This window comes from Spirosoma sordidisoli, assembly GCF_004138325.1.
Classification (GTDB): Bacteria; Bacteroidota; Bacteroidia; order Cytophagales; family Spirosomataceae; genus Spirosoma; species Spirosoma sordidisoli.
Window position 1 is genome coordinate 187,904 of the sequence record NZ_SBLB01000002.1, and the last position, 13,315, is coordinate 201,218.

General features: G+C 47.9%; 9 protein-coding genes. 7 read left to right on the forward strand and 2 right to left on the reverse strand.

Going from position 1 to position 13,315, the window contains the following annotated elements; genetic code table 11:
- Nucleotides 1–18: 18 nt before the first annotated feature.
- Both EQG79_RS09270 and EQG79_RS09275 read right to left on the reverse strand, forming a co-directional pair.
- Nucleotides 19–1,494 carry a M48 family metalloprotease gene (locus EQG79_RS09270; RefSeq protein WP_165358863.1) on the reverse strand — a complete coding sequence of 492 codons (1,476 nt, stop codon included), beginning with the start codon at nucleotides 1,492–1,494 and terminating at the stop codon, nucleotides 19–21.
- Between the two features lie 30 nt (nucleotides 1,495–1,524).
- Nucleotides 1,525–4,461 carry a CHAT domain-containing protein gene (locus tag EQG79_RS09275; RefSeq protein WP_129601280.1) on the reverse strand — a complete coding sequence of 979 codons (2,937 nt, stop codon included), beginning with the start codon at nucleotides 4,459–4,461 and terminating at the stop codon, nucleotides 1,525–1,527.
- A gap of 238 nt (nucleotides 4,462–4,699) precedes the next feature.
- On the opposite strand from EQG79_RS09275, the gene EQG79_RS31600 reads away from it, so the two are divergent.
- The 7 genes from EQG79_RS31600 (at nucleotide 4,700) to EQG79_RS09310 (ending at nucleotide 12,751) form a co-directional block, all read left to right on the forward strand.
- Nucleotides 4,700–5,005, forward strand: coding sequence for a LytTR family transcriptional regulator DNA-binding domain-containing protein (locus EQG79_RS31600; RefSeq protein WP_394343305.1), 306 nt, complete (start codon nucleotides 4,700–4,702; stop codon nucleotides 5,003–5,005).
- Nucleotides 5,006–5,262: 257 nt separating this feature from the next.
- The gene (locus EQG79_RS09285) at nucleotides 5,263–6,369 is read left to right on the forward strand and encodes a hypothetical protein (RefSeq protein ID WP_129601282.1); all 1,107 of its coding nucleotides are present in this window, start codon (nucleotides 5,263–5,265) and stop codon (nucleotides 6,367–6,369) included.
- A gap of 50 nt (nucleotides 6,370–6,419) precedes the next feature.
- On the forward strand, nucleotides 6,420–6,878 hold the full coding sequence (locus EQG79_RS09290) for a hypothetical protein (RefSeq protein ID WP_240699320.1): 459 nt from the start codon (nucleotides 6,420–6,422) through the stop codon (nucleotides 6,876–6,878).
- A 15-nt stretch (nucleotides 6,879–6,893) separates the two neighbouring features.
- Nucleotides 6,894–7,865: a hypothetical protein gene (locus EQG79_RS09295; RefSeq protein WP_129601284.1), complete on the forward strand. Its 972-nt coding sequence runs from the start codon at nucleotides 6,894–6,896 to the stop codon at nucleotides 7,863–7,865.
- A 536-nt stretch (nucleotides 7,866–8,401) separates the two neighbouring features.
- Entirely contained in the window at nucleotides 8,402–9,382 is a 981-nt protein-coding gene (locus EQG79_RS31605; protein ID WP_394343306.1) for a T9SS type A sorting domain-containing protein, read from the forward strand.
- A gap of 44 nt (nucleotides 9,383–9,426) precedes the next feature.
- Complete coding sequence (locus EQG79_RS09305) at nucleotides 9,427–10,566, forward strand: hypothetical protein (RefSeq protein ID WP_129601286.1); 1,140 nt, start codon at nucleotides 9,427–9,429, stop codon at nucleotides 10,564–10,566.
- Nucleotides 10,567–11,023: 457 nt separating this feature from the next.
- Nucleotides 11,024–12,751 (forward strand): T9SS type B sorting domain-containing protein, encoded by a 1,728-nt coding sequence (locus EQG79_RS09310; RefSeq protein WP_165358865.1) that lies wholly within the window; start codon nucleotides 11,024–11,026, stop codon nucleotides 12,749–12,751.
- The last annotated feature ends 564 nt before the right edge of the window (nucleotides 12,752–13,315 follow it).

Genomic DNA, 13,315 nt, shown 5'->3' on the forward strand with positions numbered 1-13,315 from the left:
ATAGGTTCTGAGAGTGGATCATAATTGACGAACGAAATAAAGAGGCTGGAGACTGTCGCCCATTTTGACACGGAAGAATAAAGCTTTTCCTACCTGTTTTGAATCAACGCTGATAAACGGGGGGGGATCAGAGGTCAACTCCATCAGGTAATTACCCGGCCAGCGGACCGAAGCTGGTGCCTGATCAATTTCCTGAAGTAACACATGCTTGGTCTGGCAATAAAGCAACTGGGGGGCAGAGGGCCGAGTCTGGAGTCGCTGCCAGGTTTTTCTCAGCGTGACTAGTTTATGTTGGCGAATTGCCTGAGCAACCAGCTTGTTATAAGCAATCTGATAGGCCCGCTGGGTACCAGGCTGGTCAAAGCATTGTTGAACATTAGGCCAGTTTGCCATTGCTGCATAGGCCATTCCTTTGATTAAATGGCCATTCGGTGGGAGGGGTTGGCCAGTTTTTTGGGTCATCGTCGTCAATATACCCAACACCAGAAATGTATTGTTGGCCAGTAAGGCACCTATCGACTGGTTCAGATAAGCTTGCTTATAGGTGACGTCCAACTCAATGGCTCTTGTAAAAGCCGCGTCTGCTTCTTTTGACCAACTGGCCAACTCGGAAGAGGTAACTGTGCCGCTGCGTTCACTTAAGCCGAGTAGTCGATTGTGGGGATCAACTTCAAAAGGTAAGGCAAAGTAACTGATGTTATCTTTTTTTCGGAATCTGGTCAGCTGCTGTAACCGGCAGACCCCGAAGTTATTATATGCTTCTTTGAGCGGATAACGGGTGAATACGTACTCAAAACAGCGTGCCGCTTCGGGAAATTGTTCACGGCAATAGAGTGCCTGTCCCAGAGCGAACAAGTGTCCATATACGCTAAACTCAGTAGCCCGTAATTTGGCATTTTGCTGCCGTTCAGATTTGGTTGGGTACCCCCAGAGTTTATCGTCTAAACGATAGTGAGTATATATCGCGTCGAACAGCGCATCCAGCATCGGTTCAGGATTATAACCAGCTAAGTAGGCAAACAGCAGGCCCGTCTGGTCGGCCTGACTTTCTTGTTGACGCGATAGCGTTTCCGGCATGACCCCGATATTGAGGTCAGCGAAACTGCGGTACGTATTATGACGGTGGTAAAAGTGCGCTATCTCGTGCGAGAGGACAAATGATAAAGTCGTCCCTTTACGCCTGGCTCGTTCAATGTCTAACGCCATACAGATGTCAAATAGCTCTTCATCCATGAATAGGCGGCTACGATCCATTCGGGTGGCCGATTGCTGCTGCCTGAGTGCAATCATTTCCAGATAAGCGATTCGACGATTGTTTTTATTCCTCGCATGCATAACCAACTTAGGCAGTTCGAGCACACTATACCCATAGGCCGCTCCGATTTGCTCCAGCACCTGATTGGCTGTTGCTTTCTTATCGCTGAGGGTGACTGGTTGGGCCAAAACCGGTTGAGCCGTCACTGTGATTATGATCAGGATACAAATCCAACGCATCGCTTTACTAGTTACTGTGTATTACCATTTTTATTGACCAAGTAGCACAAAGGCGCCCCAATAATAGGGATTAGGATGTTGCCGACGCAGAACAGCCTGAGCTTTATACAACGCCTGCGGTTTGGACGCCCCCGCCAGCCAAAAGCGATAGAAGTCGTTCATCAATTGCTGGGTGAGCTGGTCCTCCACTTTCCACAGGCTCACCAGCACCGACTGGGCACCAGCCAGTAGGAAAGCGCGCTGTAAGCCATTGATTCCTTCCCCTTCCACATAATCACCGGCCCCGGATTCGCAGGCACTGAGTGTGACGAGTTCGGTGTTGTGCAAATTAAGCAAACTGGCCTCATAGCCCGTCAGTAGTCCATCGGTATGATCTTTATGCTGACTTGTATCGGCGGCACCAGCCAGGGCTAAGCCGCAGTTGAGCAGTGAACCAGACGTAATCTGACTGGATGAATCGCGCAGGAGACCGTGGGTCGCTACATGAAGAATTTTAGGCGATTGCATACGTTGAAAAGCTTTCTCCGAAGCGCTTGTGTCAAGCCGCTCCCGGGTTTGTAGCCGAAACGACCTGAACAGTTTAGCCAGCTGCCGAACTTCAATTTCTGTGTAAGGCAGTTCGTCAAGTTTTATTCCATTGCGCAGTCTACTCTGACGGCTACGTTTGGTCTTGTCTTGTTGTGACGTAACAGGGAGTCGGCTAAGCGTATAAGCTGGATGGCCGATGAGCTCAGCAGTCCGACTCGTTGACGGTTGTGGGCTGGCCAGTAAATCCTGCGTTGAATTGAGCAGGACAATCTCCACTTCGCCGGATATATATCGTTTTGTGCGAGGATTCTGAATGGTGCAGGGGTTTATACGCTGATAGCCTCCATCCATGGCCATATACAACCGATTAACGGGGCCAAGCGCGTCAGAAATAGGTTGCCAGAACTGCTCGAATACCCTTTTCTGGTTAATGGGTGAGAAAACAATATTTCGATAATAATCCTGGATAAGTCTACCCCCTGTTTGGTTACTATTCACGTTGTGCCCCAGGCTGGCAGGGTCGGGTAGTGAAATTACTTGGGGGGTTATCCATCCGGGTCGAATCAGGAAGGCTGCATAGGCATTTGAGTCAGAGACCTCTTCACCCCGCGAGTAGTTTGTGTAAAATACTATCTCAACAGCTGCTTCACCCGGTTTCAATTTAGCTTGCACGTGCTGCCAGCGTACCGGCCTGAGGGCTTGATTGAGTGCAATGGCTTCCCCTCCCATACTCCGCTCCAGCGAATCCGCCTGTTGTTGCCATTGCTGCCGTTGTTCAGCTGAGCCATTAAATCTCCTGTCAGACAGTCTGATGCGCGTTTCCATCAGTTGCCGGATGGTGGGCAAGCCAGCATGGCCGTTGTTTTGCCTGTACAGATATCGGTTAATCGTCCGATTCATGTGAAGCCGTACTCCCTGGTTTATTAATTTGTAATTGTAGGCCAGTTCAATTTCTTCGGGTACAGGGTTCCTGCGATGTAAAAAGTGCCAAAAAAGACCTTGGACAGTTGTTGTCTGCAGATAATTATCGCGTTCGGCATCGCTCATTAACCAAATATTCGTGCGGATGTTACGTTCGTAATCGGTGACTAGCCGGTTGAATGAGGTGTAGGCATCGGCCCGCTGACCGGCCTTTGCCTGGCAGGTTGCCAGTCGATTCATCAGCGAGAAATTGATCTGATTACCCCCGTAGGCCAGCGAATCCAGCCGCCACTCTTCTTTCAGACAGCGGACCGCTTCAACATAGTTGCCTGTGTGTTGATAGTATCTACCCAGCAGGCTGTACAGAAAAGAAGGATTCAGTGACTCTTTATAGCTCTTGTTCACTACCCATTCCTGTACTTTCTGAACAATCTTCTCCAAAGGAGTCGTGCGCCTGGCCCCTATGTAAGTTTGGGTAATGCGAGACAACAGGTTATCGGCACCAGCAAACGTTATCAGTTCGTCTAAGGGGTGCTTCTGTAGCACTGAATCAGCCAGCAGGGCGGCTTCCTGATTACGATCAAGCACCCTGAGCAGGGCTATTTCGTTAGCGTACAGATATAGGTAGTGGGGGTGTCTGACATGATTCGGCTGTTGATTCAGTACCCGCCTGGCCAATCTTGTAGCGTCCAGTGCTTTCTGATCATTAATGTCACCCTGAATGTATGCGTACTGGTAAGCGATACCAATAATTAAGGGGTCATTCGGCATGATCTTACTAGCAACCGAATAGCTCTCTTCGCTCTCCCGTAACGCCGTAGTTAGGTCATTTTCCAATAAAGCCAGCAACGTTTGCTGAGACTTGGCTATCGGATACAATCGACTTTTTTCGTAACCAGGTAGTTTTTTAATTGCCACTAACGCTTTCTGACTAAGAAATTTCGCGGAGTCTATCTGCTGTTTATAAACGCAGACGCCAGACAAACCAAGCAGTGCCTCTATCTGATAGGTGGTATATTCTGTTGCCGTAGTATCATTCAGCACCGATATGTACAAGGCGCCTGCCTTGTCAAAGGCTTGTTTTCTGAGTTCTATCTTAGCCAGCATGACCCGGCTTTGGTACTGATAAGACCTCAACTGAAGATGGTCGGCTTTGCTCAAGGCCTTCAGGAGCCATGTACGTGCCAAATCATCTTCGTTCGTTGACACGTAGTAAGTGCCGGCCTTTATGGCAGTTGCTATAGATACCGAGTCAGGTAATTGTCCGGCAATGCTGTACACGGAAGACCATACTGAATCGGCCTGCGGTGTTGGTTTGGTTATCTGGGCCGCCCTCAGCCCCATGGCATACGCACTGACATAATCCTTCTTTGCTAAATAAGCGTTTGCACTGTCGCCCTTCGCCAACCATATCGGCTGAGCATCGACGGATGTACTTATACCCATAAGTGACAGAAACAAACCGAGCCGAATTAGCCAACCCAGAAAAGGGAGCGAGTGATGGTCTTTACAGATCATGTTGCAGGAGGTGTTTGTGAAAATAGTTTCGTAACCCTTTTACCTCGACCGGCGAAACCGGTATCTACCAGGTACAAGCCATGGAAACCCGGCGACGAACGACATGGGTTATCATTTTCTATCCATTCCAGTCGACATGAACGAAAGTTACGCAAAAACCGATGGCGCTCCGAAAGCAGCCTCGTCAGTGCCGGCACTGGCTACTTATAGTTTGGAGGGTGTATTATTCATTCCGAACATGAAGCGTTACGACCGGCTAAGGCAGCAGGATATAGGCTACGTTAAAGGGGACAAGTCGCACGTCACGCTACACATGATCAATGGTAAAAAGGTTTCAGTATCAACGCATTTAGGGAATTTTATGCGCTACCTAGACAGCAACTGGTTTGTCCGAACAAGCCGCTCGCACATCGTTAACCTGGGCCATATTGACGCTGTAACGAGTCGGTCGGTAGTAATTGCAGACTCCGTTATTCCACTTACGATAGCTTATCGAACCACCCTTTGGGAACGGTTGCCGATTGTACGGTTGAAGTCAAATTAACTGGCGGTTTGGCTGGTTGTAGTACGGGATTAGTTAGCTCATTATAGTGCCTGGCCAGATTACCAGGTAAACGCATGGATTATTCAGCCACTGTTGAACAAGTTTGCTCTCCATTACACGGACTTTTCTGCTCGGAGCCAATAAAAAGTAGCGCTATTGATTGAGATAAGTCCGGATGTACTGACAGTATAGAAAACAGACACGCCTACCAACTCATGTCGATTTCCAACGTATAACAATAACTAACGGCTTTCATCATGCGTAAACTGTTCTACCATTTTTTTTTCATTCTGGTGTGTGTAGGCTCAGAGTCCTGGGCCCAGGAAGTGATTAAGAACCAAAGCGTCATAGCTATGGTACAAGCTAAAATAGATCGAGAGCTGATAGTCGGAAAAATCAGCGGTAGTGCCTGTCAGTTCGACTTAACAACGAAAGGGGTAATCGAACTGAAGCAGGCTACCGTTCCTGACCTGATTATCAGTACCATGATACAATCATCGGCTCCGCTGCCTACGGTACGCAATCGGGATATCATCGATCTATACTCGGCCAAAGTGTCGCGCGACATTATTACTAAAATGATCATGTCGTCAAAAACTGATTTTGATCTAAGTCCAGGGGGATTGATCGAATTAAAAACAGCCAAGGTTCCTGATGGGATAGTCAAACTGATGATGAATCCAGTACCTACGGCATCCAAAGAAGCATCACCAAAAGAGGGGGGGCGTAGTACACCGACCAAAAAGGAAGAGTCGGTGGCAAACACAAAATCCACCCGCCCTGTTGACCTACCGGTTCCAGTGTTGACAGACTTTCCTGAAACGGGAATCTATTATGAAGAATACAAAGCAAAAGGTGAGTACCTGCAGCTTGATCCAACTACGACCAATTTAAGTAAATCGGGATCCGTGTATGAATCATTACTGAACTTTAGAACTGGCGGATTAAGTGGAACTACGCAACGGGTAGGGTTAGCCAATAAGTCGGCCAACTTTATCATTGAAGATAATAGACGCCCTGTGTTTTATTTCGTATTCGGCCAGACCCGGAAAGAAATCGATGATGTGGCAGAGAGCACCTGGAGAGGAGTATCCAGTCCAAATGAGTTTGTCCTGGTCAAAGCCAATGTCAGTAGTCGGGGGCGGCAGATCAGCATAGGTCGTCAGTCTGCAGTAACCAGTGAGAGCGGCATCCGCGCAACGACAATCCCCTTTCGCTACAAGAAGCTAGCTACTGGCTTGTACAAAGTCTATTTTGAAGAAGACGTACCAGCTGGCGAATATGTCTTTTTCTACAATAAAGGAAGTGAGCAAGGGTCGTCTATTAAGGTTTATGATTTCTCGTTGCGGAAGGTGAAAAAATAGTCAAACTCTCCTTCCTGCCGATTTTCCTTCTTCTATCCACACCTTTTTTTATGAATCTAAAAGCGCTCAGTCGTTGCCGGAAAAGTTATGTCCTGACTTTTTTACTCATAATGAGTTTGCCGGCCTGTAGCCCACAAAACGTCGAGTCCAGATCTGATAAGCTCAAGCGCGTTTGGACCGCCCAGACTGTCAAAGAGAATAGCAGCCTTGTCTACACCAAAGGGGGTGCAGGCAACATTCGCAACTATGACTCGTTCCGACTCGACTTGAGTAGCCCACCCGCCGTTTCATTCACCGACTACGAGGGAAGCACCTTTACCGGTCAGTATCAGTTGCAAACCGATACGCGATTGGTGCTAAAGGGCTTAAGTCCGATCCCCACCAGTACCAGCGGGACAATTGAATTCACAATCAACGCCGTTAACGACAATCAACTCGACTTAACCCGCACCACAAGCAGCCCTAAAACGGGTGGTAGTACGAATCAGTACGTACTCACTAATCCTTAATCGTTCTTATAAATCATGAAAAAGACGACTTTTCTCTTCACTCTGGCTATTTCATTGTGGATTTCCATCGGCATCACTTCAGCCACTGTCTTTCGGGTCAATAACGGATTAACGGAGAATATATCGGGGCGCCTGTTTACCGAAATTAAATCGGCTCACGATCATGTAAGTGTCAGAAACGGTGACACACTGATGGTTGAAGGGTCCGGTAAAGAATATGAATTTTTTACATGCACCAAACGATTGATCATTATGGGCCCTGGTTATTTTCTGGGTGAAAATAACGGGGTGAATAGTGTTGTTGCGAGCGCAAAAGTTTCTTCGATAACATTCGAGGTTGAGTCAAAAGGCTCTTATCTGATAGGTATGGAGGTAACTTTTAGGGTTAGTGTTTTTGCAAACAACGTATATATCATACGATCTAAAGCGAATCAGCTATACTTTAACCGCGCTGCTGGTTGTAAAGTCGCCATGTCACATATCACTAGCATTGGTGGGTTTGCTGTTGGGGGTGATATATCTGTAACTAACAGTATCATAGATAACGATGCCTCCGGGATTGCTTATGTGAACTATGACAACAACATTCTGATTGGCAAAACCTACACATGGCAAGTATCAGCGGGAACATTTCGTAATAATATTTTAATCGACCGGGATGCTAAAGTCGACATTAAGTCGCCTAACATGCAAAACAATTTAGCGCAAAACGGACAGTTCGGCACTGATAATGGTAATCGGATCTATGAAACCGCTGACCTGTTTGTTGGCGGCACCAGTAGTGACGGCAGATACCGAATCAAAGCCAATTCGCCCTATATCGCGGCTGGTTACAATGGCACCCAGCCAGGTATTTTCGGCGGCTCGGAGCCTTACGTTTTATCGGGTACACCACCGATCCCAATACTATATGACTTGAACGTACCCGGATCCGGATCCGCGGCTTCGGGCCTGACTATCAGCGTCAAAATCCGGGGGGCGAACTGATCATGCGTACGCTCCTCCTCACTCTGCTGCTGGTAGGCTTCGGTATAACCCTACAGGCACAAATCCGCCAGCTCGAATATGGCTGGGATACTGACAAAGGCCATGGTCTGAACACACTGGTCAGTGTAACCAGTGTAGGCCAGGATGCTGATGTTAATCTGACCATTCCAATGCAAGGGCTAAGTAACGGTTATCACCTACTCTTTGTCCGTACACAAGATAGCCGCAATCGATGGAGTCATACTTATCTTCGTTTGGTCAACGTTCGGTCTGGGGCAGTCCCGGCCAGGATTGTGAAAGTCGACTATACGTACACCCCGTCTAATTCCGGTACATTGGTTGGGCAGTATAGCTACAATTTACCCACGCCAGCGACAACAGTTCAGCTTACCGTTCCTGGAGACATTGTACAACTCGTTGCCGGTCAATCTTACACGCTGGGCATTTGGGCAACCGATGAAAATGGCACACGTAGTCACGTCTATTCTCGAACGTTCACATACCGCGTCGTAGACTGTAAAGGACTGTCTGTGAATATGCAGGGAGTGCCTAGTCTTTGTACGGCCGGCAGTACCGTATTGACAGCGGCAGTCTCGGGCGGAAACGCACCTGCTACTGTTGTTTGGACACGGGCGGGAGCTGAAGTGGGTAAGGGTAGCAGCCTGACTGTTACCCAAGCCGGTACATACGTCGCTCAGGTCGCAGACGCACAGGGTTGTGTGGTGTCAGCAACCCAATCAGTTACTGAGTCAGCAGGATTGCCTGTTAGTGTTACTGGGTCCACTTCTTTCTGTGAGGGAGCGTCTACAACATTAACTGCGGTAGTATCGGATGGCACGGACCCGCTCAGCTTCCAGTGGAAACAGGGAACAACTACTACTGGGACCAATACTAGTAGCTATACAGCTGTAGCTGCAGGTAACTATACCGTTGAAGTGACCGACAGAAGGGGGTGCAAAGGGGTAGCTGCTCCAGTAACTGTTACCCAACGCTCATCCCCGGCTCCAGCCACGGTAACGGCTAGCTCATCGGCCATTGTGACGGGTGAAACGGCAATCCTCACAACTACAGTAGCAGCCGGTTCAACCATACAATGGTTACGGAACAACGCTCCCATCCCTGGTGCTGTACAGGTAACCCATATAGCCACACAGGCGGGCGATTACGTGGTTCAAACCACTAACCGAGATGGCTGCTCGGCGGTATCAAAGGCAGTGACAGTGAACCTTATAACCGCTACCAGTGACCCCGTATTCGGCTCCGATTTTAGCGTAGTGGCCTCTCCGAATCCTAGCACTGGACGGGTTGAAATTCGGTTGAGCAGCCCATCTGGTAAAGTCGTATGGATTGCCTTAACGCTCATCGACTTAAGCGGGCGAAGTCTATACCAGAGGCAGATAAAACTAACTGGACAACATGTCGAGTCGCTCTACCTGGAGCATTTACCCGCTGGTATTTTTTTGCTCAGTGCTAAAACGGATAAACAGCAAACTCGGCTACGATTGATTCGGCAGTGAACTCAACTTACTTCACCCATACATCCACACTAAGCAGAAAGTCAATGTATTACAACCAACCTAACATCCGCAATTACGTCGAAACGTCGCAAACGGGTCGTCTGATGGTCTGTCTTGCCGTGGTCAGTTTCTTGTCCGTAACCATGAGCTGCGAAACAAAAAAAGAACCCACGCCGGCCGTAACACCTCCTCAGGTCGTCACTCCTGCTGTTAAACCTAACTTCCCTGCTGCATCGGCTATTCAGATGCGACAGGTTGAAAGTGGGCTTTGGCCAGATAGCCGTCATAACCAAATAGAGCCACAATTCAACGCTGCAGGACAGTTGACTAGTCTAACTTACTCCACCTACCTGCCAGATAATACGATCAGCTCCACCTCGAAAATGACCTACAGTTATAATTCAGATGGTTATTTGACGATGCGGAAGATAACGACTGACTTTGTCCCAGCTACTTTTCAACGAGTATCGACGGAGAATTTCGATTATCAGAATGGGCGATTAAGCAAAGTAACGATGACGCAGAATTATGATGAATCGTATAAGGAAACCGCCGTCTATACAGTATCAAAAACATACCAGTATAACACCGCTGGTCATTTAACAGATTACCGAAAAGTTGCTCAAACCGGCGCTGAAATCGAGCGTTATAAATATGGTTATGATGCCAATGATAAGCTCATCGTGTACCAGGAGTACTTATCAGGTAGTCAAAACACCGACGTAGACTATACATTTACGAACGGCCTTGTCGCCAAAAGAACAATACGATCAAAAGGGGTCATTCAATGGATCAGCGAAAATAGCTACAACGCCGATGGCCAGCCCATCCGCTATAAAGTGACCTACCCCGCAACAGGCTACAGCTTTTATTGGACATACGTCTACGATGATAAAAAAGCTCCACTGGAACTTACGTCATTTTTTCTGAATAATCTGTACGGCGGTGGCCGCTATGATCATCTCCTGTTTAAAGGGCATCCGAGCTACCCGCTCTGGTCGGTAAGCGTCTCCAATCACCATAATATTTTATCCATAACTGACTCCGAACCATTGGGCCGTCAGCATACCTACTCCTATCAGTACAATAGTCAGGGATATCCTACGGAGGTTACCTATTCCATTTATAATGGTACCCAGAAGGCCACTACCAACGGCAAACGTACCTATACCTATTTCAATTGATTATAGATACTGCCCTCTCAAAAGCCGCAGCTACGTGTTTAGGCCACTGGTAGAAAAAAAACGCCAACCAGCTGACGAATCATAAAGGTCAGGAGCTATAGAGCCTGTTTTAATGAATCGGGTTCCGCATGGATGATGTACCGACCGCATTGGCCGGTCATTGGTGGGTACGGCCCCCGCACTTCTACAATCTGTGTTAAGTAGCGTTCGCCAATCCGCGGATGCACAATTTCCTGTCGGTTTACCGCTGCGGGGAAATCTATAGCTATAAATCATAGCCAAGAGCTAATAAAACATGTTGAAAAGGTTGGTTTTGTTTCTGATGATGCCTCTTTTTCCAATACGACTGTTTGCGCAGCAGGCAGACTGTTCAAGCATTGGTTTTGACGCTGGCACCAGGGGCGGATGGGTATTTTCTAACGGTAGGGTGTTGGATCAAAATAACCAGACCATCTTCATGAACGAGACGGCGGGTACGCTTCTCGATGGGCATTATATTACCAAACTTAGTGATGGTAATGATCCGGTTATCAACACAGCTCAGCTGCCTATGGTCGCGCCGGGTAGTACGAACTCCCTACGTATCGGTAACCGCACCAGCGGAGCTCGATTCGACCGTATCCGAACATCTCTATTCATTACCCCCGATAATGCCATTTTTCAATACCGCTTCGCTATTGTATTGCAAGACCCTAACCACCTGCCTTTTCAGCAACCTGCTTTCCGGATACGGGTTTTGACCGATAAGGGTAGCGAAATAGGCTGCGGATATTACGAAGTATCCGCAGCCAGACAAATTTCGGGTTTCAAGGAGCAAGGTAGTTTACGGTATCGTAACTGGACGACAGGAGCTATAAATCTGCGGGCTTTTGTAGGACAGGTTCTAACCATTGAAGTAACAACGAATGATTGTACGGAAGGCGGACACTATGGCTATGCTTATTTTGATGCACAATGCATAAAACCAGAGGTTACAGTTCAAACTAAATGCCCTGGGAGTCAGGATTCACTTGTTATCAGTGCGCCTGCAGGCTTTGAAGCGTATCAATGGTCAAACGGGGCGATAAGTCCCTCGATTACCATTTTTCCAAAAGAAGGGGATCAGTATTCGGTCCGGATCCGCCCATTCTCCAGCCTGAATACTGATTGTGATTTTTCGCTCACGTATACGGTCCCGGCCCTAAGAAAACCGACCGTGCTGTCCGCTTCGATTTGTGCAGGGGAGGGGTTTGTGATCGGTGATACGACCTTTCGTACAAGCGGCACCTTTACAAGGCGTCTTAAACGGGCGGGGGAGGTATGTGACAGCGTTGTGGTCACGACCCTTACTGTTCGTCCGCTGGTGCAGTCAACCCAAAGCGTAACCCTATGCGCTGGCGAGAGCCTTACAATTAATAAATCGGTCTACACCAAAGCTGGTACTTACATCGATACCATTCCCCGTAATGCTCCACTATGCGACAGTGTGGTGACGACCATACTGAGCATCCGCCCGCTGGTTACCCGTGCACAGAGTGTTACCATTTGTGCGGGTGACAGCTACAACATAGCTAATTCGCTTTATCAGCAGGCTGGGATATACACAGACAGGTTCGCCCGCCCCTTGCCACTTTGCGATAGTATAGTAACAACAACCCTGTCGGTGATCGATCCAATAGTGACAATAACTGGTGGCCGCCTATATCAGGCAGGCGACAGCCTTCAACTTCAGGTAGCGATCGTTCCTCCCGGTCTTTATCAATACCAGTGGACGCCCTCCGATCAATTAAGCTGTGCTAGCTGTCCGGCGCCGTGGGCAAGCCCATCAGAAACAACCGTGTACAAATTGACTATTTCGACGGATGGGCAGGGCTGTCAACGGTCAGGAGAAGCAACAGTTGTAGTAGAAGCCTGCAATCTTTACCTCCCTGACGCATTTACGCCGGATGGAGATGGCATCAATGACGTGTTTAAACCAGTAGGCGGGGATTGCGTAGCCGAAGTAAAGACGATGGTTGTATACAACCGATGGGGTGAAAAAATACATTTACAAACCAACTTTTCAATTAAAGACCCAGACGCAGGCTGGGACGGTACGTATCTTGGGAAACCGGTTTTATCTGGTCAATATCCATTTCGAATTGATTACATTCGTCGTAATGGTCGTAGTAGTTCGTTGAGCGGTATGGTTACCCTGGTTCGCTAGTAGAGTGTTATTGCCCTTTCATTGATTCTTAACCGCCAAAAGACTTTGGTCTGCATGTTTATGTAGCAGGATGACACGTGCGGTCGGTTGTAAAACCACCCGGAATCAGACATGATTGGCAAAGTTTTTAGTAGGTAAAAAAACGATCTAATCAGTGAACAAAAGGAATCCGTAAACACCCGTCAAGGACAGTCTAGCCAATTGTGGCTCATACTTTCTATTCTTGGATCAACTCCCCACCATTTTGCCAATATGACGAACGACGAGCTACTGACGATCCTCACTGATCGCACGGACGAACTACTTCAAAAGCTAGTAAAGCCTATTGGGCAATACAGAATAACTCTTGATCAACTTCATAATTGTGATGTCTCAAAAGACATAGACTACCGCCGGAATTTCGCCAGCTTTTACAGACTAAGCCGCAGGAAAGGAGAGTGGCGTGACCACTACTTCTCGTTACTGGAAGCTTGGAAAGCCGATCAGGACGTCAGTTTTGATCGGGTGTGAGTTTGATATCCCATTACTACGCATCACTGATTTACTTATGAACCAGCATCTTTA